This is a genomic window from Pseudomonas sp. PSPC3-2 (assembly GCF_049897085.1).
GTDB lineage: Bacteria > Pseudomonadota > Gammaproteobacteria > Pseudomonadales > Pseudomonadaceae > Aquipseudomonas > Aquipseudomonas paraveronii.
On the sequence record NZ_JAFCVO010000015.1, the window covers coordinates 105,193 to 131,412 of the forward strand.

Here is a 26,220-nt window from a genome sequence, read left to right on the forward strand (position 1 = left end):
GATCTAAATGTGGGAGGGTGCAAGCCCCCTCCCACATTTTCAGACTGCGTTGATGTTGACCCAGCGTTGTTCCCGAGCCGCCACCCGAATCGCCGTCGCCAGCCGCTCGACCGCCCACGCCGCTTCAAAGTCGCTGCCGTCCGCACCTTGGCCGGCCACGGCCATGATCAACTCCTGCACTTCCAGCGTTTTCAATTCGTTGTAGCCCAGTTGGTGGCCGGCGGCCGGGCTGAATGCCGCGTAGCCGGGCAGGGCGGGGCCGGCCAGCAAGCGTTGGAAACCGTCCTGGCCCTTGCGGCACAGGCGCAGTTCATTCAAACGCTCCTGATCGAAGGCCAACGTGCCTTGAGTCCCGCTGATCTCAAAACCCAGGTGGTTCTTGTAGCCGTGCTTGAGCCAACTGCTGCTCACCGTGCCGCGCGCGCCGTTGGCGAAGCGCAACAGGGCGTGCACCTGGTCATCCACGGCGATGGATTTGAGTGTGTCGCCGCCTTTGACGGCTGGGCGCAGGGCATGCACGGTCTGCGTATCGGCACACACGCTGACCACATCGCCCACCAGATAGCGTGCCATCGACAGCAAGTGACTGCCCAGGTCCGCCAGGGCGCCTCCGGCGTGTTCCACTTCACAGCGCCACGACCAGGGTGAGGCCGGGTCGGCCATGAAGTCTTCGCTGAACTCGCCCTGGAAACTGATGATTTCGCCCAGTTCACCATTGGCGATGATCTGCTTTGCCCACCCGATCATCGGGTTGTGCTGGTAGTTGTAGCCGACTCGCGTCACCACACCCGCCGCACTGGCCGCACGGCGCATCGCGTCGGCCTGCTCCAGGCTGACGGCCAGGGGTTTTTCGCAGTACACCGCCTTGCCGGCAGCGATCGCGGCCATGGCCATGGGGTAGTGCAAATGGTTCGGCGTGGTGATCGCCACCACATCGACCGTGGGGTCGTTGACCAGTGCGTGCCAGTCGCCATGGGCCTGGGCAAACCCCCAGGCGTTGGCGCAGCGCTGGGCGCGTTCGGTGTCGGCATCGGCCAGGGCGGCCAGTTTGAGGCTGACCGGCAGTTCAAATACCGTGCGGGCGTTATTGAACGCCAAGGCATGGGCACGGCCCATGAAGCCAGTGCCGATCAGGCCGATTCCGAGTTCGCGCATCGCCGTGGTCCTTTGGATTATTGTTTTCAGGGAGGCTATTAATGGAATATAAATTCAAATAATTCAAGATGTGGAAAAAATAATTCATTCCTGCGCCCGCATCATTGCGGTTGATGTGGTTACATTCAGCGCATGGCCAAAAGCCGCCAGTTAACAAAAGATAACGTAGCGTCGATTGTCAGACGATTCGAAACCCCGATAGGATGGCCCCTGCTTCCTCTAGGCGCTCTAGATTGCAGGTTTCAGAGCCCGGGAAGGTAAGACGACCTAACAATAATAAATGGGAGAAAGGTCTATGAGTGAGCCTGTCATGGGTTGGGTTGTTTGCCGCCCACGCGCCGCACGCAGGGTTGCGTTGCTGGCCACAGCGCTCTCGCTGTTTGCAGGTGCCGCGTTGCCGGCACTCGTGCTGGCAGCCAGCGATACCCCCTTACAGCCGGTGTTGGCGATTGAATCCCCCAAGGCTGCCAAAGGCCTGATGATCGACGTAGTCCACGCAGGCTCGCGTCTGGTGGCGGTCGGTGATCGCGGGCATATCCTCTATTCCGATGACCAGGGCAGCACCTGGACCCAAGCCAAAGTCCCCACCCGCCAGTTGCTCACGGCGGTGTTTTTTGTCGATGACCAGCAAGGTTGGGCCGTCGGCCACGATGCGCAGATCCTGGCCAGCACCGACGGCGGCGCCACCTGGACCCAGCAATACCAGGACCTCAAGCGCGAAGCACCGTTGCTCGACGTGTGGTTCAACGACGCCCACCACGGCCTCGCCGTCGGCGCCTACGGGGCGCTGATCGAAACCACCGACGGCGGTAAAACCTGGGAGGACGTCAGCGACCGCCTCGACAACGAAGACCAGTTCCACCTCAACGCCATCGCCTCTATCAAGGACGCCGGCCTGTTTATCGTCGGCGAGCAGGGCAGCATGTTCCGCTCCAGCGACGACGGCCAGACCTGGGAAAAACTCGAAGGCCCCTACAAGGGCTCGCTGTTCGGCGTGATCGCCACCGCCCAACCGCACACCCTGTTGGCCTACGGCTTGCGCGGCAACCTCTACCGCTCCACGGATTTCGGCAGCACCTGGGAGCAGGTCGAACTGAAGGCGGCGCGCGGCGCCCTGGAGTTCGGCTTGTCCGGGGCGACCTTGCTCGCTGACGGCGCGCTGGTGGTGGTTGGCAACGGCGGCAGCGTGGTGGTCAGCCATGACGACGGCCAGACCTTCAGCGTGTTCAATCGCCCGGACCGTATTTCACTCTCGGCGGTGACGGCGGCGGGCAATGGCAACTTGGTTCTGGTCGGGCAGGGTGGTGTTCGTGTTGCTACGCCAACCGGCGCCGAACCCACAAAACAATAAGAAGGCGGGGAAAGAATGAGCAGTCATCACAACGATAAAGCGACCTTTCTTGAGCGCCTGATCTTCAACAACCGCCCGGCAGTGATCGTCATCTGCCTGCTGGTGAGCATTTTCCTGTTCTGGCAGGCGACGTTGATTCGCCCATCCACCAGCTTTGAAAAGATGATCCCGCTCAAGCACCCCTTCATCGAGAAGATGATGGAGCACCGCAACGACCTGGCCAACCTGGGCAACACGGTACGTATTTCGGTGGAGGCCAAGGACGGTGACATCTTCACCAAGGACTACATGGAGACCCTGCGGCAGATCAACGACGAGGTGTTCTACATCTCCGGCGTCGACCGTTCGGGCCTCAAGTCGCTGTGGAGCCCCAGCGTGCGCTGGACCGAAGTGACCGAAGAAGGTTTTGCCGGCGGTGAAGTGATCCCGCAGAGCTACAACGGTTCGCCGCAAAGCCTCGATCAGTTGCGCAACAACGTGCTCAAGTCCGGCCAGGTCGGGCGGCTGGTGTCCAACGACTTCAAGTCGAGCATCGTCGACATCCCGCTGCTGGAGTCCTACCCGGACCCGCAGGACCAGGGCAAGTTGCTGGCGCTGGACTACCGGAAGTTCTCCCATGAATTGGAGGACAAGATCCGCACCAAATTCGAAGCGCAGAACCCCAACGTCAAGATCCACATCGTCGGTTTCGCCAAGAAGGTCGGCGACCTGATCGACGGGCTGGTGATGGTCGTGCTGTTCTTCGGCATTGCCTTCGTCATCACCCTGGTTCTATTGCTGTGGTTCACCAACTGCTTGCGCAGCACCGTCGCGGTGTTGAGCACCACGTTGGTGGCCGTGGTCTGGCAACTGGGTTTGATGCACTTCTTCGGCTTTGGGCTCGACCCGTATTCGATGCTGGTGCCGTTCCTGATCTTTGCCATCGGTATTTCCCACGGTGTGCAGAAGATCAACGGTATTGCCCTGCAATCGAGCGACGCGGACAACGCGCTGACGGCCGCACGGCGTACCTTCCGCCAACTGTTCCTGCCGGGGATGATCGCGATTCTGGCGGATGCGGTGGGTTTCATTACGCTGTTGATCATCGACATCGGCGTGATCCGGGAACTGGCCATCGGCGCGTCCATCGGCGTGGCGGTGATCGTGTTTACCAACCTGATCCTGCTGCCGGTGGCGATTTCCTATGCCGGTATCAGCAAGCGCGCCATCGCCAGGAGCAAGAAAGACGCGAATCGCGAACACCCGTTCTGGCGCCTGCTGTCGAATTTCGCCAGCCCGAAAGTCGCGCCGATTTCCGTCGCCCTGGCGCTGGTCGCGTTTGGCGGCGGCCTCTGGTACAGCCAGAACCTCAAGATCGGCGACTTGGATCAAGGCGCGCCAGAGCTGCGCCCGGATTCGCGCTACAACAAGGACAACAACTTCATCATCAGCAATTACTCCACCAGTTCCGACGTGCTGGTGGTGATGGTCAAGACCAAGGCCGAAGGCTGTTCGCGCTATGAAGCCATGGCGCCCATCGACCAGTTGATGTGGAAGATGCAGAACACCGAGGGTGTGCAGTCGGCGATCTCACTGGTGACCGTGTCCAAGCAGATGATCAAGGGCATGAACGAGGGCAACCTGAAATGGGAAACCCTGTCGCGCAACCCGGACGTGTTGAACAACTCCATCGCCCGCGCCGATGGCCTGTACAACAACAACTGTTCGCTGGCGCCGGTGCTGGTGTTCCTCAACGACCACAAGGCCGAAACCCTCGACCGCGCCGTGCATGCGGTGCAGGATTTCGCCAAGGAAAACAACAAGGACGGCCTGGAATTTATCCTGGCCGCCGGTAACGCCGGGATCGAGGCGGCCACCAACGAGGTGATCAAGGCGTCGGAGCTGACCATCCTGGCCCTGGTGTACCTGTGCGTGGCGACCATGTGCATGATCACCTTCCGCTCCTGGGCGGCGACCCTGTGCATCGTGCTGCCGCTGGTACTGACGTCGGTGCTGGGCAACGCGCTGATGGCGTTCATGGGCATTGGCGTGAAGGTCGCGACCTTGCCGGTGGTCGCCCTGGGCGTGGGGATCGGCGTGGACTACGGCATTTACATCTACAGCCGTCTGGAAAGTTTCCTGCGCGCCGGTTTGCCGCTGCAAGAGGCGTACTACCAGACGCTCAAATCCACGGGTAAAGCCGTGCTGTTTACCGGGTTGTGCCTGGCGATTGGCGTGTGTACCTGGATCTTCTCGGCGATCAAGTTCCAGGCCGACATGGGCCTGATGCTGACCTTCATGCTGCTGTGGAACATGTTTGGTGCGCTGTGGCTGCTGCCGGCGCTGGCAAGGTTCCTGATCAAACCGGAGAAATTGGCCGGGCAGAAAGGCAATTCGCTATTCGCCCATTGAGTGCGTTGGTGGGGGCGGTTTCGCCCTCACCGTCAATGTCACACCGCGCTCACTGGCTTGCGCGCGGTGCTGGCGCGATCGCCAGGAACAACTGGTCCACGGGCGGCGTGATCAACACGTAAACAATCCGCCTGATCGGCTCGGCGCCCGGCTCCTCAGGGCTACGCAAGCTGGCCTGGACGTGTTGCTTGAGCAAATCCTTCTGCGTGTATTTACGCTGCTCCGCCAGTTTCAGGTGGGCGCGGGTATAGCGCGCGGGCGGGGCGTCGGCGCTGGCGTAATGGAAGTGCGCATACCACAGCACCACCGGCGGTTTTTTCGCTTTGTCGTACACCGCGTACTCGGTGAAGAAGTCGCCACTGAGGGTCGGCCGTTGCGGGTCGGCCAGGCTGGTCAGGTTGATATCGATCTGCTGGTGCTGCCACAGATACTCGAGGCCCTCCTGGGTCGGCCATTGACGCTTGTAGCCCTCGCTGCACACCCGTTGCGCCAGCCGAGCCATGTCGCGGGCCTGGGCCTGGTATTCATCGATCAGGTCCTGGGCCGAGGGTTTATCGAGGTGGTCGCGTTTGATTTCATCGGCGAGTGCGCAGAGCTTGTTCGCGTGCCCGGTGAGCAGCTCGTCCCAGTCGCCAGGGTTGACCTGTTGGCGGGTGAGGGGCGAATCAAGTTTTTGCTGGTCGCAGGTTATGACGCGTTCAATGCCACTGCGTTGCTCGATCAGCGTCTGGGCCAGGCCTTTGAGCGTCGCCAGCGTGCGGCCTCGCGGGGCTGGCATGGGGGCTTGGGCGGGCTGCTCGGCGGTCGTCGCCCAGCCGTCTGCGTGCGGGTTGAATGAGGCAACGGCTTCACCGGTCAGCGTATCGGTGAGGGTGAAGTGCTCCTCGGTGTGCTGCGCATCGGCCGGTTTGAGTTCGCCGATCAAATAGTCTTTTTTACGGGTTTTGAACACGCGTTTTGTCGGCGCCTTGGGCCGCAGGGTTTTCGACAGCGGTAGCACCACCTCCAGCTCTTCCTGCTTGCGCACCACCGCTTCCAGCTCGCTTTGCGCCAGCGCCTGGGCGTATTCGAGGCCCGCCAGCAGGCGCTCGGCCTGCGGACGCAGGCGGCTCGGGTTGAGCGCCTTGAGTGCGCGGATCGCCTCTTCATAACGGCGGTACTTTTTCAGCACGGTCTCGTACACATCCCGTTGTTCGGCAAGGGTGTACTCGGTGCTGCTGCGCACCTCGACGTGAGACAGCAGCACTTCGCTCAGGTCGGTTTGCTCAAGGCGCTTGACGTATAGCTCTTCCTGCGGCGGCAGGCGCACGTCGGTCATCTCAACGCTGCTGGCCGCCAGGTAATCCAGGGCGTTGAGCCGCAGGTTGTCGGGGAAAAAATGCTGCGGGTACACGATCTGTGCCAGCAGTTCTTGGCGTATCGTGCGCCCCGCCAGTGAATCGCTTTCCAGCTGTTCCAGGGTGGTCTCCATGGCGCTGGAGACCTCGGCCATGTGCTGGCGAATGTTCGCGGATTCGATGGCGTTGCGCACATATTCGTCGTAGACGGTCGAGTCGCCGAGCAAGTTATTCACGAACATCCGACGCGCCATCGATGCCATGGGTTCGCCTGCGCCGGAAAAGCGCACAGCGTTCAACCGCGCCACGAGCATCTCTTGGATAAACAGTTGTTGATCCCAAATCGTCTTGAGGATTTTCGCGCGGTCATGCACATGCATACCGGCGCCGCCGACCTTTTCCAGCTCCACGCCCAACTGGACCATTTCCAGGCGCGGGGTCAGTGATTGCGCGAACAGCATTTCCAGGTTCTCCAGCAGCACCTGAAACTCGGTCCGTAGTGTCTGGTGCTTGAGTGCTTCCTTCAGATGCCGTGCTTGGAGGGCGGGTCTTTGCTGGTCTGTCGCTTTTTGCAGCAGGTTCCACACCAACTGCGCGGTTTTGCGTTGCGTGCGCAAGGCTTCCAGGGCCGGTGATATCTGCGTCGCGGATGCCTGGAACGGCGCCATCAGGTGCTGCATGTCTTCGCCGAGTGCCTGCACGCGTGCGAGTACCTCGGCTTTCCTGCGCTGGTTTTCCTCGCGCAAGGCCGCCAATCGCTTGGGCCCGCCGCCTAGCAGTTTGAAGCCACGGTCCAGCGACCAATGGCCGTTGCCGTCAGTTCTTAGCTGAATGCCGGGATGCTCGGTTTTTTCTGGATGAATGATGAACACGTCACCAAAGCCCGGGACAATGCTGACCCTGAATAACAGCCCCGCCACCGAGGCATGCCACCGGCCGTTGATGCGGTACAAACCTTGGTGAGGCCCGATGCTGATCGGGGCGGGAGCGGGGACGGGCCACGGCACGTTGACGGCGCGCAGTTTCTCCAGCAGCGCGGCGCAGGCCGTGTCGCCGGCCAACGAATGGTCGAAGTCCAACAGAGTACGGCCACCGCCGGGTGGTTCGGAGGGCAGGCCGATGCTGCCGTGTTTCACCACCGCTGGATGGCTGATGGGCTGGCCGGGTGGCGGGCGTCTGAAGGGCGCGCGAGTCAGGGCCTGTTCTTCGAGCGGCGGGGTGTCGGTGTGCGCGGTAAGTGCGCCTTGATGCACCAGCAGCATGCCGATATTGAGCAGTAGATCGACCCACGCCAGCTCCTTTGCCCTAGGGTCATGGCTTTCCAGCGCGGGCAGGTCCTGGGTGAGGCTTTGCGTCGCCTGGATCAGCCAGCCAATCGACGCCAACGGCCCGCGCACGGCCATCAACAAGGTGTTGAAGCCCAGCTGCATGCCTTCCAGGATCAACGCCCAGCGGCTCTGTGTAGTCGACGTCGACTCGCGCTCGGCCTGGTCCAGCAACTGGCGGGTTTCGCAGCCAAACAGATACTCCATCAGGCTGCCCTGGTGGAGTGCTTGCAGGATTTCGTCGCTGCTCGGGTCGCCGGCTTTCGCCAATGCTGCGGGTTTGGGCACCTCGGGCAGCCGGTCGAACTCCGAGCCTATACCGATACGCACGGCGTGCGGCTGGGTAAAACCCCCGTTGCTGTAGATCGCCCTGGCCGGGGCAGCCAACCAGGTCAGCACGCTCTGCTGTAGCGCGCCGGGTTGCACAATGGCCGCCAGCAGATGCGCGCGGCTGGCGAACTCGAGCAGCGCTTCGCGATAGGCCGGACGGTACAGCAGGTGCGGCCCCCGTTGGGTGTCGAGTGGTTCGATGATGAACATGTTGTGCACCACGTCCGCCGTGGCAGCGGGAGTGCGCAGAAAGGCCAGGGTGCGGATGACAATCTCGTCGCCATCGACCCGGCGCGCCAGCGGGTTGGGGGCGATCAGCGCACGCACACAGCGCACGCCGCGCGTGGTCAGGCCCGCTTCGCCTTTGATCGCGTGCTCCAGCGCTTGAATTTTCAGGTGAACGGGCCGCTGTTGCGCGAACAGCCGCTGGCGTTTGCGCGCCGCGTCGGTGTCGCTCATCAGTTCCTGGCGCAGGTAGGCGGGGTAGTTCTGACCAATGTCGACACGTTCGACCAGTTGCCGGATGTAGTCAGGCGTTAACCACGCTTCGAGCGCACGGCCGGTGCGATGGCTGAGCGTCATGCGGCCTTTGGGGCTTGCCGACAGGTTCTTCAGCACCAGATCCACCAGGCTCATGGTGACCGGCTCAATGTAACCGCCCTCGAGGCTGCCCACCGCGACATGAAAGGTCAGGGTCAAATCGTCTGCCCGGTAACCGGCAGCGCGTGCCGCGTCGTTGCAGGTGCGTTGACCACCCAGGGCGACGGAGCGGTCCAGGCACAGCTGATGGTTCAAGTGTTCGGTGGCGTAGCTGCGCAGGGTTTCCAGGCCATCGAAGTCTGAGTCACTGAGGGTCTGGCGCTTGATCCCGGCCTGTTCAAGCAGGCATTCGCGGTAGGCCAGGCGGTCGGCGGCGCTGGCGCGTTGCAGCCAGTCGGGAAGGCTGGCCTGGATGGCTGACAGGGTCGCCAGCGCGGTGACGGATGCGCTGGCAAATACACGCGCCGGCTGGGTGGCCACGGCAAACTGCTGCGCCAATGCCTGCACCGTGGTGTGGGCCGGGAGTTGAATGGCGGCCAGGTCCTCCAGTTGCTGGTTGAGGATCAGCGCGGCCTGCACCTCGAAAATATTGCCGTCGGGTTCGTACTGCTGCCAGGTGATGCTGTCGGCACGGTAACGCTGTTGCAGGTGCTCGCCCCAGGCCTGGCCGAACGTATCCAGATCGGGGTAGGACTCAATTTCACCGGACAGGCGACACAGCAACACCTGCTCGCGGCACACCACCAGCAGCGCGCTCGCCTGCAGGGTGAGCAGGCTGCCGGCCCGCGTCAGATGGGTTTCCAGGGTATACGCATGAATCGCGTCGTCGGGGGCCGGGCGGCGTGCGCGGGTTGCGCGGTCGGGGTAGCGAGCCAGTGTGCCGAGGATGTTCAGTGGGCGGGCGGCGACACCGGGCTGGCGCGTGGCGCAGTCAAGCAGCGCGCCTTGCAGCACGTCGGCCAGCCACTGCCAGCGACTGCCGCCGGCGCCACTGTCCTGGCCCCAATAGGCGGCCAAGGCTTCTTGAAAACCGATAAACAGAATCGACGGCAGCTCTCGAATCATGGCTTCGATGACCAGCAGTTCATCGGCGCGAGAGCCATTGGCCGGATAGCTGAGCCGGGTGCCGCTGGGGGTGCTCAAGTAGCTGTCGAGGCCTTGGCGCGTCGACACATCGGGAAAGCTGCCGTCGGCAAGGTGGTTCAGTGCGACGTCCAATAACGGCAGCAAGGCCCGACCGCCACCGTCGCGGGGCACGGCCAGGCGAAGGTCTGCGAGGGGATGGGTCAGCGGCGGGTATTTTTCCGTCAGGTTGCGGGCCAGCATCTGCGCGGTGACTGAGCGCAGTGTCGGACGATTGAAAAACTGAGCTTCAACCGCTTGTCGGGTCGGGTGGGCGGCGAGGGGGGCATTCCGGTCTGGCATGGGTATTCCTTTACGTTGAATAAAGACGCGCCCTTGCACGGTAATCCGCAGTGTTGTGCCGATGCGGTAGCCGGTTATGGTTTTAGGCCCCGGCGCCAAAGTGGCCTATCATTAGCCCTTTGAACCTGATGAAAGACTGTGATGACTACTACTTTGACGGCCGTCCTTGCCACCAGCGACATGCTTGAAATCGACGGGCTGCACGCCTTCGACTTCACCCTGGATAATGAACAGCTGCTGATCATCGCCATGGATGGCCGTGTGCAAAAACGTTGGAGTTTCAGCCTGGAACAGCTGCAGGCGGCGGTCTTCGATGAGACCTTGCAAAGCTGGACGCTGACCGGTGATGTGGGCGAGCACCGCCTGGTCTGCATGAGTGCCGTCACCGGCAATAACCATGATGAGGATGAAGCGGATGCTGATGCGTAAGTTCTGGCCCTTGTTGATGGCGGGCAGCGTCGGGGCGATGTCGGTGCAGGCGGCACCGGCCGACACCTATGAACTGTTGGTCGGCAGCTACACCGCGGGCAGCAGCGAAGGGATCTATCGTCTGCAATTCGACAGCCGCACCGGGCAGTTCCAGGGCAAGCCGGTATTGGCGGCGAAAGCGGCCAACCCGTCCTGGCTGACGGTCTCCAAAGACCAGCAGCATCTGTTTGTGGTGAATGAAAACGGCCCCGGCCAACAGGACGCGGTCGGTCGCGTCAGCAGCTACCGCATCGACCCGCAGAACCATCAGCTCACGCTGATCAACCAGGTACAAAGCCTGGGCAGCGAGCCGACGCATTCCAGCGTGGCCGCCGATGGCCGCTACCTGTTCGTCGCCAATTACTCGGTGCTCGAAGAGCCGGGCGGTAGCCTGGCGATTCTGCCGCTGGACGCCCAAGGCAAGTTGTCGGCGCCGGTGCAGTTGAGCGGGCACCCGGCGAGCCGGGTCAACCCGGAGCGCCAGGCGTCCAACCATGTGCATTCGGTGGTGCCGTCGCCGGATGGCAAGTACGTGTTTGTGCAGGACCTCGGCGCGGACAAGGTGTTTGCCTACCACTACGACCCCAAGGCCAACCCGGAACGGCCTCTGACCCCGGCCAACCCGGCGTCGGTGCCCTTGCCACCGGGCAGCGGTCCACGTCATTTGTTGTTCAGCGCCGACGGTAAACACGCGTGGCTGACCACCGAGATGAGCGCCCAGGTCGCGGTGTTCGATTACCACGACGGCCAGCTCAAGCAAACCCAATTGGTGGACTTCGCCGCCGGGCAACCGGTGGCCGACAAGGCCGGCGCGGCGTTGCACGCCTCCAGCGATGGCAAGTTCCTGTATGTGAGCAATCGCGGCACGGCCAATCAGTTGCTGGTGTTCAGCATCGACCCGGCCACCGCACACCTCAAGGAACTGCAGCGCCGTTCCGTGGAAGGCGACCACCCGCGCGAGTTCAGCCTGGACCCGAGCGGCAAGTTCCTGCTGATCGCCAACCAGAAAAGCAATGAAATCGTGGTGGTCGAACGCGACCCCAAAACCGGCCTGCTCGGTAAAACCGTGCAAAAACTGCCGATCGATGCGCCCAGCGACCTCAAGTTCCTGCTGCGTCAATAAGCCACAGGCCCCGCGCAGCGGGGCCTGATCCTCTTTATTAATTCGATTGATAACAGCTACTGTTTCAAAGCATTTCTAAGGCCCAACCCTCGGGCGTAAGTTGAGTTCCAAGGCCTCCACGGCCACTCAACCAAACGAACACAAGGGTTACCGACATGAACTTCAATCTCTTCTCGATCATCGCCGCCTCTGCTGTTTCCGCCACTGTTGCGTTGCCGGCTGCCGCCAGCGTGAACGTCATCGGCAAACAATCCAGCACCAGCGCCTACACCCAGAAATACCTGCAACAGAGTGCCAACTTCTACGCAGCACTGGATCACAAAACCCAGTACTGAGCGACATGTGGGAGCAGGCGTGCTCCCACACTCAGTTAGACCGATTCAGGTTTTTGCCATCACCGCGATAAACAGCGGCGAGTCCAGAAACCATTGCAACCACGCCTGCACCCGCCGGTATGACGTGCGCGCAAACCACGCCCGATCGACATGCGCAAACTGCCGCACAAACGGCGCCACGGCCATATCCGCAAGGCTTGGGTGATCGGCCAGCAAATACGCGCGGTCTGCCAGCAACCCCTCCAGCTTCTGCAAAAACACCTCACCTTCGGCTCGATAATGTTCCATCGGCTGCTCCGGGTAGCGTTCGGCATACTTGTATCGATTCAGGTGATGTTTGAAGCCCTGGTCATTCTCGGCAATCAGCGCCAGTACCGCAGGATCACCCTCGAGCAACCAGTCTTGCGGGTCGTTTTGCGCCAAGGCCCAGCGCATGATGTCCAGGCTTTCGTCGATCACCCGGCCGTCGACGCTCAACACCGGCACCGTGCCTTTGGGCGACAGCGCGAGCATCTCGGCCGGCTTGGCCTTGAGGCTGACTTCGACAATCCGCACCGGCACGCCGCAATAGCGCAAGGCCAGGCGGGCGCGCATCGCATAGGGGCAACGGCGAAACGAGTACAGCAGCGCCTCGCTCACTTCACCTCCACGGTGCTCAAACCATTGCCCTGGCGCTTGACCTGGATCTGTACCGGGATGCGCTCGTGCATTTCCTGTACGTGGGAAATCACCGCCACCTTGCGGCCTTGGGCTTGCAGGCCATCCAGTGCGTCCATGGCCAACTGCAGGGATTCCGGGTCGAGGCTGCCGAAACCTTCGTCGATAAACAGCGACTCGATCTTCAAGGTGCTCGACGCCATCGATGCCAGGCCCAGCGCCAGCGCCAGGGAGACGAGGAACGTCTCGCCGCCGGACAATGAATGCACCGAGCGCAGTTCGTCGCCCATTTCCGTGTCCATCACCAGCAGGCCGAGCATGCTGCCGCCGCGTTTGAGGCGGTAGCGGCGCACCAGTTGGCGCAGTTGCACGTTGGCGTGGTGCACCAGCAAATCGAGGTTGTAGGCCTGGGCGATCTTGCGGAACGTGTCGCCGGTGGCCGAGCCGATCAGCGCGTTGAGGCGCGCCCAGCGTTGCCATTCGTCATAGGCCTTGGCGATCTGTTCGTCCAGGGCGTGGTTGGCGTCCTGGCGGCGCTGGTCTTCGGATTGCCGCGCGCGCAGTTCGGCGCAGTGTTTTTCGCCGTCGGCCAGTTGCTGGTTGAGCGCCGCCAGGCTGCTGTCCAACTGTTCTGCTTGCAGGTTGCCGTTGTGCAGCGCCTGGTGCTCGGCCAGGCGTTGTTCGCGCTCCTGCAGCAGCACACTGGCTTGCTCGACGGCTTTTTCGCTGCTGTGTAGCTGCTGGCGCAGTGCGCTGGCGTGGGCGTCGTCGAAGGCCAGCAGGCGCTTGAGCCCGGCGTCGTCCAGTTCGGGGTGCAGGGCGCGCCACTCGCGCAAGCGCGCCGCGAGCGCTTGCTGTTCGGCTTGCAGCGTGTGCTGACGGTCCTGCTGGGCCTTGAGGTCGGCGGCCAGTTGGATCAACGCGTTGCGGATGTCCTGCACCTGTTGGTTGGCGTCGGCTTCGCGTTGGCGTGACTGCGCCACCGCCTGTTCGAGTTGCTGTTGCCAGTCTTCGGCACGCGGGTGCTGACCGAGCAGGCCGCTGAGTTTTTCCTCGGCCGCGTGTTGCTGAGCGGCCAGTTCGCTGACCTGCTGGCGCAACGCGTCGAGCTGCTGCTGGCGATGCTGCTGATGGGTGTGTGCTTTCTCGATCGCCTGCTGACGCGCTTGTTGCTCGGCCAGTTCATCGCGCTGGTGGGCCAGCTCTTCGAGACGCTGGCTGACCTGTTGGTCCAAGAGCATGAAGGTCGCCGCCGGTTCGCTGCGCAGCCCTTCCAGGGTCTCGGACGGCAACAGGCTGGCGAAGGCCTGCAGTTCTTCGTCGAGGCGTTCGCGGTCGTTGGCCAGCTCGCGTTGCTGGTCGATCAGTAACTGTCGGGCTTGCTGGCCGGCGTCTTGGGCCGCTTGTAGCTGTTGCTGCAGGCGCCCGGCGTTTTGTTGCAGGTTGAGCAGCGCGCTTTGGCGTTGCTCGTCCTGGCTGATGTTTTGCGTCAGTTGACTAAGCTGCTGGGCCAGCCAGTCGCTGCGCCGGGCGGCGTCCTGATTGAACAACGAGGCCGACAGCGGGTGCGCGTCCAGGCTGGGCGCCAGGGCGTGCTGTTGCGTCGTCAGTTGCTCCTGTTGTTGCAGGAATTCCTTTTGCTGGGCGATCAAGCCGCCGACTTCGCCGCGCAGTTCGGTGAGTTTTTCCTTGAGGCTGTCGACGGCTTGCTGCGCCATGGCCTCTTCGTTTTCGTCGTGGCGACCGAGGCTGTGCAGCAACGCTTCGGGTTGGTGATACGGATGCTCATGGCTGCCGCACACCGGGCAGGGCTGACCATCCTGCAATTGCTCGCGCAACTCTTCGACGCTGGCACTGCGCGCCAGACGCTGGCGCTCCAGCAACTGCTTGGTCACCGTCAGGGTTTGTTCGGCGACCGTGAGTTCGGCTTTGGTGTGCAGGCCGGTCTGGTTCAACCGGTCGCGTTGTTGTTGGGCGTCTGACAGTTTCTGCGTCAATAAGGCCGCTTGCTCGTCCAGCTGTTGCTGGCTGTCCCACAGCCGGGTCAGGTCTTCAAAGGCGCGTTGCTGCTTGCGATTGTCTTGCAGCAGGCTGGCAAGCAACTGGATCTGTTCGGCGACGGCGTGAGGCTCGGCCCCGGCTTCCTGGTACAGCAGGTCGAGGGCGTCGCGTTGTTGGGCGAACTTCTCGGCGGCGGCGGTGGCGCGCTGTTCAAGCTGCGGCAGTTCGGCCTGGCCCTTGTTCAGGCGATTGCCGATCAGCATCAATTGTTGCAGGCGGTCGCGGTAGGCGTTCCAGGCCTCGCTCAACGGCGCGAGGGCGGCGCTGCGTTCCAGGCCGGTGGCCAGGCGTTGCAGGCGCTCGGCGACGTGGCTGTGCTTTTCCTGCAAGCCCTTGAGTAAGGCCTGACCTTCGGCGCAGGCCGTTTCGTGCTGTTGCTGGTCCTCGCTGCGCTTGGCCAGTTCCTTGGTCAAGTGGGCGAGGGTGTTCTGTTCCTCGAAGGCCTGGCGCAGCAAAGGCACGGCGTCGGCCTGATCTTTCAGGGCCGCTGCCAGCGCCGTTTGGGCGGATGCCTGCTGCTGTTGGGCGTGTTCCTGGCGCTCATGCAGATCGGTTTGCTGCTCGATATGCGCTTGAATGTGCGCCGCCAGCGGCGTAAGCACGGTGTCGAGTTCCGCCTGGCGTGCGAATTGATGGCGCTGCGGTGCCAACTGTTCCAGGCGGCTCAAGTCTTCGCGCTGTGGACCTTGGCTGTCCCAGTGTTGCTGGGCTTGCTGTAACTGTTCGACGGCGCTGAGCTTGCGCTCCTGCCATTCGCGCAGTTCCTTGAGCCAGGTGTGCTGCAGCTCCAGTTGCTTGAGCTGGGCTTGCTCGGTCTTGAGCTGTTGTTGCGCCTGGGCCAACTGTTGGTCCAGTTCGGCGCGGGCCTCCGGGGCCAGGGGCACCACGCCGGTGGCCTGGTCCTGCAGTTGTTTGTGGGCGTCCTTGGCGTCCTTGGCCTTGTCGAACGCGCGACGGCCGAGCAGGGTGTAGAGCGCGGTGTCGGTGAGCTTTTCGAGCAGTTCGCTGCGCTCGTTGTCGTTGGCCTTGAGGAAGGCGCTGAACTCGCTTTGCGCCAGCAACACAGCACGGGTGAACTGCTCGAAGTTCAGGCCCAGGGCCAATTCCAGTTGGGTCTTGTATTCGGTTTTCTGGCTCGCCAGCAGTTGGTCGCTGTCCAGGTCGATCAGGCTCTGCCGGCTGTTCTGCAACTTGCCGCTGGCTTTGTCGCGGGCGCGGTTGGCTTCCCAGCGCGCCCGGTAGCGGCGGCCGTTGACGCCGACAAAATCCACCTCGGCATAACCACCGCCGGTGCCGCGACGCAGCAGTGTGCGCGGGTCGCCGATGGAAATATCGCTGTCGGCGTCGGGCATCTTGGCCTGGCCGGTATCGCCCAGGCGCGGCACGGCACCAAACAGCGCCAGGCACAGCGCGTCGAGCAGGGTGCTTTTGCCCGCGCCGGTCGGCCCGGTAATCGCGAACAAACCGGCACTGGCCAGGGGCTCGGCGGTAAAGTCGATCTCAAACGGGCCGGCCAGGGAGGCGAGGTTTTTCAGGCGGATGGCGAGGATCTTCATGGCTGTTCGCCCTCCTGTTGCACTTCCTGGAGCAGCACCGCGAAATCCTTCAAGGTCTGTTCATCCACTTCACTGCCGTAGTTGTCCTGCCAGGCGCGGCTGAACAGCTCCTGAGGGGTTAGCTGGTCGAGTTCGATCAAGCGCTCGTCGTTCGAGTCGTCGCTGCCGCGTTTGCCGGCGTACTCGGCGGCGATGCGCACCAGGCGCACGGCTTTGCCTTGCAGGGCGGTTTCGATTTGCTGGCGCAGGTCGGGCTGCGGTTCGTCGAGGCGTACCCGCACTTCCAGCCAGGGCTGGCGCTGGGTTTCGGCGAGCAGGTCGATGTCGGGCAAGTCATCGAGCTGCTTGAGGATGTCGGCCAGGGGCGCGGCTTCCAGGCGTTGCAGGTTGACCGAACGAGGGATCAGGCGCGGTTCGACGTTGACCAGGGCTTCGCCGTCGAAGGTCACGTCGAGAATCTGGTGTTGGTAGCCGATTTCGGAAAACGACAACGGGATCGGCGAGCCGCTGTAGCGAATGCGTTCTTCGCCGTTGACCCGCTGCGGCTTGTGCAGATGGCCGAGGGCTACATAGCTGACGCTGGCATCGAACAGGCTGGCGGGCAGCGCTTCGGCATTGCCGATGATCAGGCTGCGCTCGGAGTCCTCCGACACCGAACCGCCGGCCATGTGCGCGTGGCTGATGGCAACCAGCGCCTGGCCCGGCTCGCGTTTGGCGTTGGCTGCGGCAATCAGCCATTCATGCACCTGGCCGATACCGCGCAGGTAATCGTCGCCCAACTGCGCGCCGGTGACTTCCGCCGGGCGCAGGAATGGCAGCGCCAGGCACCAGGCGGCGATCTTGCCGTCGGCGCCGGGCAGCGGGATCAGCAACCGCTCGGCGTCCAGTTGCCCGTCATCCAGCCACAACACCCGGCCCAAGGCGTGGGTACGCAAGCGGCGCATCAACGGTGCGGGCAATTCGATGCGCGAGCCGGAGTCGTGGTTGCCGGCGATCATCACAATCGTGAGAGCGGGGTTTTGTTCGTGGGCGCTGATGATGAAATCGTACAGGCGCTCCTGGGCTTTGAGCGGCGGGTTGACTGTGTCGAAGATATCGCCGGCGATCAACAGCACATCCGGCGTGTGCGCGCCGAGCTGGCGCAGCAGCCACTCGAGGAAACAGGCGTGTTCGAAGTCGCGTTCCTGGCCATGCAGGTTTTGCCCAAGGTGCCAGTCGGAGGTGTGAAACAGACGCAAGGCGAGCTCCGTGGAGAAGATGAAAAGGAGGGCAGTTTACCTGTATTGCGAGCGGGCTGCTCCAGACGACGCAGATCCAGTGTGGGAGGGGCTTGCCCCCGATGGCGGCATGTCAGCCGACATCTAATTGACTGATACACCGCTATCGGGGGCAAGCCCCCTCCCACAGGGGGGCGCGGTGTGCGTTATGTCTTGGCTGGCAGGCAATCCGGGGCGCGGTCAGGCAGGGTTCGGGCCATGCCGATCAGGCGACGCAGATCCAGTGTGGGAGGGGGCTTGCCCCCGATGGCGGCGTGTCAGCCGACATCATAATTGACTGATACACCGCTATCGGGGTGGCGGTGGGTCCGCTTGCTCAGTGTTGACTGGCCCACCACCCGGCCCGACTCTCGATTCGTGACGTATCAGATCGGCTATTTGGGATACAGCGGCGGCAAGCTGGTGGTATCGGTGGCCGGGTCTTGCGCGCGTTCGGCCATCGGGATGGCTTTTACCGCGCGCCACAGTTCTTCACCCAGCCAGTAGTGGCCGCTTTCGCTGTACAGCGCGCCGTTCAGGCCGTCCAGCGCGTCGGACAGCGGCACGAAGCGCGCTGCCATGTCGGCCAGGGTTTCTGGTTGTTGCCGGGCCCAGGCGTCCAGGGCCTGGCGGGTGGCCTGGGGGTCGTTGGCCTGGGTCGCGCGCTTGAGGTCGTCGAGCAGGGTGCGCGGGCTTGGGCCGGTTTGTGCGGCGCGCTGCACCGCCGGTTGGCGACGCGCATGCCACCACAGGCCGAAACCCAGCAATGTAGTGCAGGCGAGGATCAGGGTGCTCAGTTGCCACAGCCACAGGCGGCTATCGTCGGGGGCGGTGATGACGGTCGGTGTGGCAGGCGTGTCCACCACCAGGCTCGGGTTATTCGCCACTTGCAGGGTGCGGGCGGGCAGGCTGGTGCGTTCGAGGTGGTCTTCATGGGTGTTCCACCACACCACTTCCACCGCCGGCAATTCCAGGGCGCCGGCGCGGGTGGGTACCAGCGCTTCGCGGTCTTCACGGCTGCCGATCAGGCCACGGTCGTTGTTCTGGTTGCCGAGTACCGGTTGGTCCGGGTAGCGGCGCAGGCCATTGATCTCGGCGCTCGGCAGCCCCGGCAGTTGTGCGCTGGACAGGCCTTCGGCCTTGACCGTCAAGCTGCGGGTCAGGGAATCGCCGATCTGCACGTGGTCCGGCTCGGGGTTCCAGTTTTCGCTCAGGGTCAGGCTGCGTGCCGGTAGCCACGGCGCATCGGCGGGATACAACTCGGGCTTGGGTTTGACCGTCAACTCGATGGGCGCGGTGCTGACGTGAATCAGCTTGCCCGGCTTGGTGCCTTGCAGCGTGTTCTCCTGCGGCGGGCGCGATTCCACCAAGGTTGCGCTGAAGGTTTGCGCCGCAATCGTCAGGCTGCCGCTGTGCTGCGGGTAGATCGCGTAGCGGGTTTCGATCACGCCATGGCGAATGCTGTTGATGACTTTCTCGTAGGTGCGCGATTCGCCCAGTTGCTCGATACGCGCATCGGGAATCTGCAGCGGTGTGAGGCTGCTGTCGTCGTACAGCGACACCGAGTGATACACGCGTACCGTCAACAGTGTCTGGGCTTGAACGTACACGCTGTTCTGGTCGAGGTTGGACTCGACGAACACCGGCGCGAGTTCGGCGTTGGTGTCCTGGCTGGTGGTTTCCAACACTTGCAGGCTGATCGGCTGGGTTGTGTATTCACCCACTTGCAACGGCGGGATCACCACGGTGCCGTTTTCCTTTGGCAGCAGCGTGATGATCCAGCGCGTGGTGGCGTGGTTATCGCCGCCGAGGGTGGTGAGTTGGTTGATCTGGCGGGTGCCGCTGACTTCGAACTGCGCATCCAGCGGCGACAGGTCAGGTTTGCCGAACTGGGTGACGTCGCTGGATTCCACCGTCAGTTCCACCGTTTCCCCGGCGTTGAGGCGGCTGCGGTCGACGCTCGCGACCAGGTTCGCCGCCTGGGCGTGGCCTGCCGATAGCGCGAGCAGAAGCAGAAGGGTGGTGCGGCGGCTCATCGAGTCTTGTCCTGATGCTGTTGCTGTTCGTACCAGAATTTGCGGCGCAGCAGTTCGCCGGGGTTGTCCGGGATCTCCTGCAGCCATTGTTCCAGGGCCTGGCGATGTTCACCGTCCAGGCTGGCGTCGCTCGGGCGCAGCGGCGGGGTGGTGGTTTGCTCATCCCCCAGTTCGCTGCCTGGCACGTCATTGCCGCCCGCTTGTGGCGTGGCGCCGGCCTGGGTATCGCCGGTGCCGGCCTCGCCCTGGCTGGGGGACGATGGCTCGCCACTCGTGGCACTTTGCCCGCTGGTGCCCGGTTGCGCAGTTTGGCCGGGTTGGGTGGTTTCGTCATCTTCGTTTTTTGCAGGCTTGGTCGACTCGGGCTGCGCCTGTTGCTGTATCAGGCTTTCCACCAGTGCCTTGTTTTTCAGGGCCGGCAGCAGATCAGGCTGGGCTTCCAGCGCCTGCTCGTAGGCGTCGATGGCCGCTTCCAGTTCACCGGACCTGGCCAGCGCGTTGCCGCGATTGTAGTGGGCGTAGGCGTCGCTGCCCTCGGCAAAGCGCTTGATGGCCTCGGCGTAGTTACCTGCCTCGTACAGCGCTACGCCTTGCCATTGTGGGTCTTTGAAGTGTTCGGCGGCTTCGGCGGGGCGTTTTTTCTTCAGCAGGTACTGGCCTTGCTGGTCGGGGCGCAGCCACAGGTCCTGGAGTTCGAAGGCATAGCTCGGTTGCGGCACGCCCAATAGCAGCAATGGCAGGCAGAACAGCCAGCCACGGCGCCCGGCGCAGGCCGCCAGCAGCAACAGCGGCAGCAGCAGCCAGTAACCCTGGTCGGCCCAGGTGTCGAGGTGCAGCAGTTGGCCGTCGTTGCGCAGGGCTTGCGGTGCGTCGAGCATGCCGAGTTGGCGCAGGTCCTTGTCGTCCAGGCGCGCGGCACGGTAGCGGCCGCCCATTTCGTCGGCGAAGGCTTTGAGGGTCGGGCTGTCGAGGCGCGGTACTAGGATTGCACCCTGTTCGTCCTTGAGGAACTCGCCGCTCTCCAGGGTCACCGGGGTGCCTTCGCGACTGCCGATGCCGAGGATCGACAGGCTTGGCGCCTGGCCGCCTTGCAGCAGCAAGCGGATGCCCTGGCGCTCCTGCTTGGACAGCGATGAGCCGATCAGCAACAACCGGCCCTGGCCGAGGCCGCCGTGCTTGAGCAGGTCCAGGGCTTTCTCCACGGCCAGGTCGGCACGGTGGCCGGGTTCAGGCATCAACGAGGGGCGTAGCGCTTCGAGCAGATTGCGGCTGGTGGCCAGGTCGTCCGACAGCGGCACCAGGGTGTGGGCGCTGCCGGCATACACGACGATGGCGGTTTGTGCGTCGCTGCGCGCCTGCAACAAGTCATACAGCTTACGCCGCGCCTGTTCCAGGCGGCTGGGCGGGCTGTCGGTGGCGAGCATTTGCGGGGTCAGTTCGAGCAGCACCACCAGCGGATCGGAAGGCTTCTGGCTGGTCTGTTCCACCCGCTGCCAACTAGGGCCGAGCAAGGCCAGCACCGCCAGCAGCCAGGCGATACCGAGGATTACCCACGGCGATTTGCTTTCGCGCCCGTTGCCACCGCTGAGCAGCACGGCATGGAACGCCGGCGGCAGGATCATCTGCCAGCGCCCGGCGCGTTTTTGTCGATGCCAGAGTTGCCACAGCAACCAGCCGAGCAGCGGCAGCAGCAACAGCCACCAGGGACGGAACCAGTGCGGCCACAGGTCCATCATCGACGCCTCCGCAAACGCAGGCGTTTGAGGCGCTGGCGCCATTCAGGGTGCTGTTGCAGAAAATGCCCCTTGCTCGACAGTTTATTGAACAGCCGTTGCAGAGCGTTGTTCGGCCAGCGCTCCTGCACCACCAGCAACAGGCTGAGGATCAGCGCCAATGCCAGGGGGGCGCTGTACAGCGCCTGCGCCGGGCGGGCCTGGGTGGGTTGCTGTTCGACGGGTTCGAGTTGGTCGAGGGTCTCCTTGACCGCTTGCAGCTCTGCGCCATCGCGGGCACGGAAGTAGCGGCCGCCGGTAGCCTCGGCGATAGCCTTGAGCGCCGGCTCGTCGAGATCCAGGCTCGGGTTGACGCCCAGAATGCCGAGGGAGCCGGTTTGTTCAGGATCGGCGCCTATACCGATCGGGTAGATCTTCACCCCTTCTTCAGCGGCCAGGCGCGCGGCGGTCAGTGGGTCGATCCGGCCACCGTTGTTGGCGCCGTCCGTCACCAGGATCAGCACACGGCTTTGCGCCGGGCGCTGGCGCAGGCGTTTCAAGGCCAGGCCGATGGCGTCACCGATGGCGGTGTTCTTGCCGGCAATGCCGATGCGCGCTTCATCGAGCCAGGTGCGTACCGTGCGGCGGTCGAAGGTCAGCGGCGCTTGCAGGTACGCTTGGCTGCCGAACAGGATCAGGCCGACACGATCGCCTTCGCGCCCTTCAAGAAAATCGCCGAGCAGGTGCTTGACCAAGGTCAGGCGGCTGACGTCGTCGTCCTCCCAGTGCATGTCGGGGAAATCCATGGAGCCGGACACGTCCACGGCCACCAGCAAATCGCGGCCACTGGCGGCAATCGGCAGCGGTTCACCGAGCCATTCCGGGCGGGCGGCGGCGCTCAACAGCAGCAGCCACAGCACGACGAAAGGCGCCTGTTGCCGCCAGCCCGGCAGGTTCGAGCGGGCGCGGCGGCCCGCCAGGCCTTCGAGGTCGCTGAGGTAGCTGACTTTCAGCGCTGGCTCACCGCTGTCGGCTGCCGGCAGCAGCAGGCGCATCAACCAGGGGAGTGGCAACAGGGCGAAGATCCACGGCCAGGCGAACTCAAACATGTTTGCGAATCCAGGTGTCGACCGCCTGGGTCAGGCCGGCGATGGCTTTGTCGTCGAGTTTGCATTCGGGCTTATAGGCGCCTTCCACCAGCACCATCCAGCGCGTGAGGCCGGCGGCGGGGCAGCGGTTATCGAGAAACGCCAGCCATTTGCGGCCGTTGAGGGTGTGGCTCTGGCTGTAGGGGTAGTCGTTGCGGCATAGGCGCTTGAGCAAGCCATTAAGTTGCTGCAACCAGGCGCCGGCCGGCGCGCCGTCGTAGGGTTTGGGCATCAGGGCCAGTTCGGCCAGGGCGGTGATGCGCAGCGGGTCCAGCGGTTGTTCGGCGCGGGACACCGGGCGCCGCGTGGGCAGGAAACGGCGCAGCGACCACACGCCCCAGCCCAGCAGCGGGATCACCAGCAGTAACAGCCACCAGCCTGGCGCGGGCGGCCAGAAGCCGATCGCAGGCGGGGCGATCAGCGGTTGCAGTTGGTCGAGGCTGCTCATTGCTTTTTACCCGGGCGTTGCGAGTTGAGGTATTCGCGCAGTTGCTCGACCATTTCGCTCTGGGTGCTCAAGGGCATCAGCAATACCCGCAGTTTCTGCGCGAGCAGCTCCCAGCGTGCGATACGCGCTTCGGCCTGGGCCTTGTAGGCCTGGCGCAAATCGACGTTCAGTGTGTCCAGTTCCAGTTGCGCGCCGCGTTCGGCAAAGCGCAGCAGCCCGGCGGCGGGTAGGGCATGGTCGAGCGGGTCGGAGATCGGCAACAGCAGCAGGTCGCAGTGGCGTGACAGCAGGCTCAGTTGTTGTTCGGCGCCTTCGGTCAGTGCGCGCTCGTCGCAGATCACGATCACCAGGCTGCCCGGGCGCAGCACTTCACGGCCACGGCGCAGGGCCATGCCCAAGGCGTCGGTTTCGGGGCTGCTTTCGGTGTTCAGGCTCTGGTTGACCCGTACCAGGCGGTTGAGCAGTTGCAGCAGGCTTTGCTTGCTGCGTCGCGGTTTGATTTCGTAGTGCTCGTTGTCGCCGAAGACCAGCCCGCCGACACGGTCGTTATGCCCCAGCGCCGCCCAGCCGATCAGGCTGGCCGCCTGGGCTGCGAGCACCGACTTGAACATCTGTCCTGAACCGAAAAACAAGCGGCAGCTTTGCTCGACCATGATGAAAATCGGGCGTTCGCGCTCTTCGTGGAACAGCTTGGTGTGCGGCTCCTGGGTGCGCGCAGTCACGCGCCAGTCGATGGTGCGCACATCGTCGCCGGCCTGGTAGACGCGTACCTGGTCGAAGTCGACTCCACGCCCGCGCAGCTTGGAGTGGTGCAGGCCGATCAGTGGGCTGCGTTGGCTCGGCGTGGAAAACAGCTGCACTTCGCGCACGCGGTGGCGCATCTCAATCAATTCGCCGAGCGTGACGCGGATTCCCAAGCTTGCGTTTATCGATTTCAAGCGACGGCAACGACGTCGAGAATGCGTTGCACGACGCGGTCCTGGTCAATCCCGGCGGCTTCGGCCTCGAACGATAGAATGATGCGATGGCGTAGCACGTCGAACAGCACCGCCTGGATATCTTCCGGGCTGACGAAGTCTCGCCCGGCCAGCCAGGCATGGGCACGGGCGCAGCGGTCAAGGGCGATCGAGCCGCGTGGGCTGGCGCCGTAGGCAATCCACTCGGCCATTTCCGGGTCGAATTTGGCTGGGGTGCGTGTGGCCATGACCAGTTGCACCAGGTATTCCTCCACCGCATCGGCCATGTACAGCCCGAGGATTTCCTTGCGAGCGGCAAAGATCGCCTGCTGGCTGACGCGGCGCTCGGGCTTGGTTTCGCCATTGAGCGCCTCGCCACGGGCCTGCTGCAGGATGCGCCGCTCCACGGCAGCGTCCGGGAAACCGATCTTGACGTGCATCAGGAAACGGTCGAGCTGGGCTTCGGGCAGCGGGTAGGTGCCTTCCTGCTCGATGGGGTTTTGCGTGGCCATCACCAAAAACAGCGGCGACAGCTCGTAAGTACTGCGGCCCACACTGACCTGGCGCTCGGCCATGGCTTCGAGCAAGGCCGACTGCACCTTGGCCGGGGCGCGGTTGATTTCGTCCGCCAGCACCAGGTTGTGAAAGATCGGTCCTTGCTGGAACACGAAACTGCCGGTTTCGGGGCGATAGATCTCGGTACCGGTGATGTCGGCGGGCAACAGGTCGGGGGTGAACTGGATACGATGGAACTGCGCTTCAATGCCTTCGGCCAACTCCTTGATGGCCTTGGTCTTGGCCAGGCCCGGCGCGCCTTCTACCAGCATATGGCCGTCGGCAAGCAAGGCGATCAACAGGCGATCGATGAGTTTTTCCTGGCCGAGAATCTGCGTAGAAAGAAAAGTTCGCAGCGCAAGCAGCGCTTCACGATGTTCCATCGATGACGGTTCCTGGAGAGATGAGCCCGGTGGTCGAGAAGCAACGCCGGGCTTGGGAGGCTTACTTTAATGCATCGAGGGGGGTGGCGACTAACGGCGTAACGAGTATTTTTGGCAAAACCTGTAGGAATTTTGTGTGGGAGGTAATCACGCCCGGACGTAGGTGCCAGTGCCTTTGAGGATGTTTTGCAAGGTTTCCTCCACCTCGGCCAGGTCCGATGCGGCTGTGGCGTGGGTGATCTCCAGGTGATCCTTGCCACCCATTGCGTCGGCATCACCCGCTGCCAGCTCTACCCGTAACGTCGTGTCACTCAGCGTGACCTTCAGCCCATCCAGGGTTGACGGCTCGTAATCCCAGGTCAGCTCCACTTCATCTTCATCGGGGTAGCGGGTCAGCATGAACATCTCGCCGCTTTGACCGTGGCAGCAGAGCATGGCCATGTTGTCTTCTTCGTCGTCACATGGGTTGACGATCAGGTTGGTCGTGATCAATTGCATGGCAGTCCTATGAGTTTATTGGCCGCAAAAGCAGGATTCTGCCACTGCGGCCATATTTATGTCGGTATGAATTCAATCCGTGCGTCATGGTTTGAGTGAAAAGTTTTTAACCGCGTTGGCGAAGGGCGCCGCGGCGTTGCCAAGTGCACTTGTCGCGATGGGCGTCACGGTTCGCCAGGCTCCGTCGAGTATGCGATCAGGTCCCCCGGCCGGTTATTGACAGTGTCATCTATTCCGATACCTACCCGCCCCAATCCCGCCGCTAACGAGACGGCGGTCAGTAAATAACCTACAGGGGGAAATGCGAACCCTAGTGGCGCGAGCACTGTGGTGCCCAAACTCAGATACCCCAACGCTTTGATGACGGTGTTTTTTGTATGGTCTGTATTGAGCACGAATTGATAGTACGCGTCTGATCGAGTGGCAGACTCGGTGCGTTTCTGCGTTTCCTTGAAGGGGTCGTCCACTGTCTTTCCGGCGAACATGCCGCCCTCTTTCCAAGCGTGGAGCCGTTCGTAGTAAGCAGCGGCACCTTGTTCTTTTGCCAGGTGTTGGTGGATCTGCAAGCGCTTTTGAATGCCGCCATAAAACAGGGTGCTGGGTGCGTCGTCCATAAGGAAATGACTTAAAAATGAGTGTTCATTATTGGGGTCGGCAATGTGTGCGCCGAGCCACTTATTCATTTCTTTGGGTGAGTCGGACGGAATGATTTTAGGGGCGTTGCCTGGCATGAAGAGCAGCGTTCTCTGGGTTTTCTTGTCTCGAACATAGAATACGTCTGAAGACTGGGCACAGCTGTAACTGAGGAGTTTTATTTCCAGGTCAGGGTCTGGCTGGTAGGGCGTGTTGAGATCGTCAGGTGTGAGTTGTGCGAATGATTTGCCGTGTGGCGTTGCGGCTGCCCGCTCAGCGAGGCGCAGGTCTTCCTTGCTTAGGGAGTGATGGTGATATTGCTGGCTGGCGGCGTGTAAGAAATTAAACTTTATACGCGTCGGATATGCTTTTCGGTTCGTGTCCCAATAGTGATCAATGTACGTGTCGTATGGCTTTTTATAGGTTCTTCACGGATTACCGGGAAAGACGCTCTTGATCTTCATGAAAAAGAATTCGCTATCCCGGTAACCATACGCCATACGCTTGATCACCTTTATTCGATTGTTTATTCCTTCCAACT

General features: G+C 62.7%; 18 protein-coding genes and 1 pseudogene. 5 read left to right on the forward strand and 14 right to left on the reverse strand.

The genetic code is table 11. From position 1 onward, the window contains the following. Window positions 1–39: 39 nt before the first annotated feature. Entirely contained in the window at window positions 40–1,155 is a 1,116-nt protein-coding gene (locus ACP7CJ_RS22555; protein ID WP_276197836.1) for a Gfo/Idh/MocA family protein, read from the reverse strand. A gap of 310 nt (window positions 1,156–1,465) precedes the next feature. Between ACP7CJ_RS22555 and ACP7CJ_RS22560 the strand changes: the two genes are divergently transcribed. Next, the gene (locus ACP7CJ_RS22560) at window positions 1,466–2,506 is read left to right on the forward strand and encodes a WD40/YVTN/BNR-like repeat-containing protein (RefSeq protein ID WP_276197935.1); all 1,041 of its coding nucleotides are present in this window, start codon (window positions 1,466–1,468) and stop codon (window positions 2,504–2,506) included. 15 nt (window positions 2,507–2,521) lie between these two features. Beyond that, the gene (locus ACP7CJ_RS22565; protein WP_276197837.1) at window positions 2,522–4,897 is read left to right on the forward strand and encodes an efflux RND transporter permease subunit; all 2,376 of its coding nucleotides are present in this window, start codon (window positions 2,522–2,524) and stop codon (window positions 4,895–4,897) included. A 49-nt stretch (window positions 4,898–4,946) separates the two neighbouring features. Here ACP7CJ_RS22565 and ACP7CJ_RS22570 read toward each other — a convergent pair whose 3' ends face one another. Continuing rightward, window positions 4,947–9,854 carry a hypothetical protein gene (locus tag ACP7CJ_RS22570; protein WP_426102060.1) on the reverse strand — a complete coding sequence of 1,636 codons (4,908 nt, stop codon included), beginning with the start codon at window positions 9,852–9,854 and terminating at the stop codon, window positions 4,947–4,949. A gap of 141 nt (window positions 9,855–9,995) precedes the next feature. On the opposite strand from ACP7CJ_RS22570, the gene ACP7CJ_RS22575 reads away from it, so the two are divergent. The 3 genes from ACP7CJ_RS22575 (at window position 9,996) to ACP7CJ_RS22585 (ending at window position 11,780) form a co-directional block, all read left to right on the forward strand. Further along, the gene (locus ACP7CJ_RS22575; RefSeq protein WP_276197840.1) at window positions 9,996–10,283 is read left to right on the forward strand and encodes a DUF5629 family protein; all 288 of its coding nucleotides are present in this window, start codon (window positions 9,996–9,998) and stop codon (window positions 10,281–10,283) included. Then, complete coding sequence (locus ACP7CJ_RS22580) at window positions 10,270–11,445, forward strand: lactonase family protein (protein ID WP_426102062.1); 1,176 nt, start codon at window positions 10,270–10,272, stop codon at window positions 11,443–11,445. The genes ACP7CJ_RS22575 and ACP7CJ_RS22580 overlap by 14 nt, the downstream gene beginning before the upstream one ends. 155 nt (window positions 11,446–11,600) lie before the next feature. Continuing rightward, window positions 11,601–11,780: a hypothetical protein gene (locus tag ACP7CJ_RS22585; protein ID WP_247407075.1), complete on the forward strand. Its 180-nt coding sequence runs from the start codon at window positions 11,601–11,603 to the stop codon at window positions 11,778–11,780. A gap of 45 nt (window positions 11,781–11,825) precedes the next feature. Here the strand turns inward: ACP7CJ_RS22585 and ACP7CJ_RS22590 are convergent, their stop codons facing one another. The 12 genes and pseudogenes from ACP7CJ_RS22590 to ACP7CJ_RS22645 form a co-directional block, all read right to left on the reverse strand. Beyond that, window positions 11,826–12,419 carry a glutathione S-transferase gene (locus ACP7CJ_RS22590; protein WP_426102064.1) on the reverse strand — a complete coding sequence of 198 codons (594 nt, stop codon included), beginning with the start codon at window positions 12,417–12,419 and terminating at the stop codon, window positions 11,826–11,828. Next, entirely contained in the window at window positions 12,416–16,054 is a 3,639-nt protein-coding gene (locus ACP7CJ_RS22595) for an AAA family ATPase (RefSeq protein WP_426102066.1), read from the reverse strand. Before ACP7CJ_RS22595 ends, ACP7CJ_RS22590 begins: the two co-directional genes overlap by 4 nt. Beyond that, a complete protein-coding gene (locus ACP7CJ_RS22600) occupies window positions 16,051–17,292 on the reverse strand; it encodes an exonuclease SbcCD subunit D C-terminal domain-containing protein (protein WP_426102068.1) in 1,242 nt (413 codons plus the stop codon). The genes ACP7CJ_RS22595 and ACP7CJ_RS22600 overlap by 4 nt, the downstream gene beginning before the upstream one ends. Before the next feature lie 413 nt (window positions 17,293–17,705). Next, window positions 17,706–19,346 carry a BatD family protein gene (locus ACP7CJ_RS22605; RefSeq protein WP_426102070.1) on the reverse strand — a complete coding sequence of 547 codons (1,641 nt, stop codon included), beginning with the start codon at window positions 19,344–19,346 and terminating at the stop codon, window positions 17,706–17,708. Continuing rightward, window positions 19,343–21,082 (reverse strand): tetratricopeptide repeat protein, encoded by a 1,740-nt coding sequence (locus tag ACP7CJ_RS22610; RefSeq protein ID WP_426102072.1) that lies wholly within the window; start codon window positions 21,080–21,082, stop codon window positions 19,343–19,345. Before ACP7CJ_RS22610 ends, ACP7CJ_RS22605 begins: the two co-directional genes overlap by 4 nt. Next, on the reverse strand, window positions 21,079–22,167 hold the full coding sequence (locus tag ACP7CJ_RS22615; RefSeq protein WP_276197847.1) for a vWA domain-containing protein: 1,089 nt from the start codon (window positions 22,165–22,167) through the stop codon (window positions 21,079–21,081). Before ACP7CJ_RS22615 ends, ACP7CJ_RS22610 begins: the two co-directional genes overlap by 4 nt. Further along, on the reverse strand, window positions 22,160–22,654 hold the full coding sequence (locus ACP7CJ_RS22620) for a DUF4381 domain-containing protein (protein ID WP_276197848.1): 495 nt from the start codon (window positions 22,652–22,654) through the stop codon (window positions 22,160–22,162). Before ACP7CJ_RS22620 ends, ACP7CJ_RS22615 begins: the two co-directional genes overlap by 8 nt. After that, window positions 22,651–23,583 carry a DUF58 domain-containing protein gene (locus tag ACP7CJ_RS22625; protein ID WP_276197936.1) on the reverse strand — a complete coding sequence of 311 codons (933 nt, stop codon included), beginning with the start codon at window positions 23,581–23,583 and terminating at the stop codon, window positions 22,651–22,653. The genes ACP7CJ_RS22620 and ACP7CJ_RS22625 overlap by 4 nt, the downstream gene beginning before the upstream one ends. Window positions 23,584–23,588: 5 nt before the next feature. Continuing rightward, complete coding sequence (locus ACP7CJ_RS22630) at window positions 23,589–24,548, reverse strand: AAA family ATPase (protein WP_017739127.1); 960 nt, start codon at window positions 24,546–24,548, stop codon at window positions 23,589–23,591. A gap of 147 nt (window positions 24,549–24,695) precedes the next feature. Continuing rightward, window positions 24,696–25,046, reverse strand: coding sequence for a hypothetical protein (locus tag ACP7CJ_RS22635; protein WP_276197849.1), 351 nt, complete (start codon window positions 25,044–25,046; stop codon window positions 24,696–24,698). 164 nt (window positions 25,047–25,210) lie between these two features. Further along, window positions 25,211–26,083: pseudogene (locus tag ACP7CJ_RS22640) on the reverse strand (dermonecrotic toxin domain-containing protein); the annotation flags it as partial. Between the two features lie 24 nt (window positions 26,084–26,107). Next, the coding region (locus ACP7CJ_RS22645) for a transposase (RefSeq protein ID WP_036984840.1) at window positions 26,108–26,220 on the reverse strand (113 nt) is incomplete at its 5' end.